General features: G+C 35.4%; 1 protein-coding gene. It reads right to left on the bottom strand.

Annotated elements, in window-relative coordinates:
* Positions 1–2,703: hypothetical protein (locus COX95_02700; GenBank protein PIZ85881.1), on the bottom strand; the 2,703-nt coding region annotated here is incomplete at both ends.

The following is a 2,703-nucleotide window of genomic DNA, read 5'->3' as shown; positions in this document are numbered from 1 at the left end:
TCTACTGAGTTTACTAAAGCTTTGCCGTTGGTAAAATCTCTTTGATATAGATTATTAGCTTTATAGTAGGGGGAGAGAGGGGAGCCGATTGGGGTTAACCAAATATCTTGAAATGTTGATTCTTGAGGATGCCCCGTTTGAAGAGTATCAAGATCTCTTGAATTATAATATGCCTTTTCGCCTTGAGTACCTAGCATAAAAGAAGAAAAAGAATACATCACAATACGTTTTTTATCCTCACTTGTTATAGTACTATCGTTTATATCAAAACCTGTTGTTGCCAAAATTATTCGATCTTTTGATAATGAATCAATTAACATATCAATATCTTTTTTCCAGTCTACTTCTCTACGGAAATTTAATCCGTTATTTGCCCATCTAATAAAACCTTTTATCATAGCTCCATCAGTGGTTGTATTCCAGAAATTAATTCCTTCCCCACCTTCTCCTTGCCAGTAATTATTATAAGCAAGCCCGTTAAAAATAATCATTTTAGACCCAACAGCATTTTTGACAACTTGAAGCTTTTGCTGTTGATGGGCTCGCCACTGCGGATAAGTGTATTGGATGCCCGTATCTGGATTTATAGCAATAACGTATTGGGAAATATTAGGATTCCAATAAATATAATTAGGAGAAGCTACTATCATATCCAAGAAAATACCGTCATAAGGTTTAGCGCCTAATATATTTTGCAGCTTACCAGCAAGCCAATTTTGAACGTCAACATTGCCTGGTTTTAAACCATAGTTATTCGCTTTAGTGTAAAGACGATTACCGTCACTATCAACCAAAAACCAATCCGGATGATTTGTGTTAATCCAAGAATAATCAGAAGAACCCGCATAAATATCTAAACCGTTAAAATATTTTAAGATTTTAATATCAGGATTAAGATTATGCAATCGATCAATCTGAGTAGTTGTTAAATAAGCCCCATCATCATCAAGAAGATCATAATGTGATGCTAAAAATTGCAAATCACTATCAATCGCTGGATTAAAAGAAACAATATAAAAATTTTTGGCAGGATTCTTGTAGTCCTGGAGAGAGGATGTAATTGTAACATCTTCAAGATAGGGGGTATATTTAGAATCTTGGGTATTAAGATAAGTTTTGTATTGGAGATAACTACTTTTCGGTATTCCGATAAGAGAAGTGCCCGATGAAGTGAAATATGATGTGAGACTACCATCAGGTCCGACAAAAGAAGCAGAATTCAAACTGGTTAAATCATTGGCATACCTTACTTGAAATTTAATATTGGTACCTGTTGGTTTAACGGCATTCCATGAAAGAGTTAGTTTATTAAAATCAGTCAGCTCTTGAGGTTTTGAAATTAATTCACCAGAAGATTTGGAAGAGGAGACATAAATCGCTGAATCACCTGTACTGTTTTTTGTTTCTCCAGTAAAAAATAATCTTCCTTGATGATTTACGATTTTTCCACTAGTAAACGATAATTCTGTACCACTGCCTAAGTACGACCAATTAATACCGTCTGTGGAAGAAAACAAACCTGTTGTATACACTAAACCGGGTATATAACTGCTGGATGTAACATTGGCCGCGGCATAATGCTTTCCGTCATAATCAGTGTAACTTTCGCTATATCTTCCCGGATTTCCATCAAAAGCAGAAATTGGGTTAAAATTTATTCCGTCTAGTGAATAATTTCTGCCTGACAAAATAACGCCTTTATATTCACTAAGAGGCAAACCAATCTGCCAAGGTTTTTTGATGCAAATTGTGCCGTCATAGATAAATATTGCAGAAGCATATCCTCCTGTTGGCTGTTTATCTCCCGCATAAAGATATAACTTTCCACCAAAAGAAGATGCTCCTCCAAGCCCATTCATAACATAGGCATCTGAGCAATAAGTTAAAGTTTGCCATGTATTGCCATCATCTAGTGAAAAATCAGGCGGGGTAACACCAGTTGGATGAGTTGAAGTAACAATTAGTTTGTCAGCATAATACGTTACATCATGAGAATGGTCTGCATTAGGAATAGTGCGTTTCTTGGTTAAGGTGGTACCATCATAAATATATAAATTACCGAAGTCCCAGCTTTCATCAGGATCTGGGCCTGGAATATAAACTTTATCATTAATAACTGCCATCATCCCAGTTCCTTGTTCTTTCATAATAACTTTACTGCCAGAAGTTATGCCTGCTGGAGCATTATAGTAAGAAATTTGTTCATATGTATTGTTTATGGGATCATAAGAACTGAGCTCTGCATCGCTAATTTCCCATACTTTAGAGGAGGCTAACAGTAATAGTTTGCCTTTGTAAGATTTCATACTGGTAACATTAGTTAATTTTATCGGACTTCCCAGCAATACCATTGTTGACGGATCATTTTTTAGCAGAAGCTGTCCTGCGCTGTTATTTGGGTCAATATCTGATAAAATACTATAATTCCCATTACTCCAATCAGTATCAGTAAAAGAAGTGGGTAGGGCATGGATATTTGTATTTGTTGCATTTGTATTCCTGGTATCTAGGAAAAGGAAGTTAAAGAAGCCAAAGATAATAAAAATAGTATAGATGATAAGTACGCCTATATGTACTTTTCCGCAGTAAGGTTTAAGATGCCAGCGGTAATAGAATTTGAATATTCGTCTTAAGTCATTGTGAAGCCATGCTAAAGCTTTAGATCTAATAGTAGTTCTAGTGGATTTTTGGATAAGTTCTATT

The organism is bacterium CG_4_10_14_0_2_um_filter_33_32 (genome assembly GCA_002792735.1).
In the GTDB taxonomy this organism is placed as follows: Bacteria; Patescibacteriota; CPR2_A; order CG2-30-33-46; family CG2-30-33-46; genus CG2-30-33-46.
The sequence above is the reverse complement of the archived record's forward strand: the minus strand, read 5'-3'. Positions and strand labels throughout refer to the sequence as shown.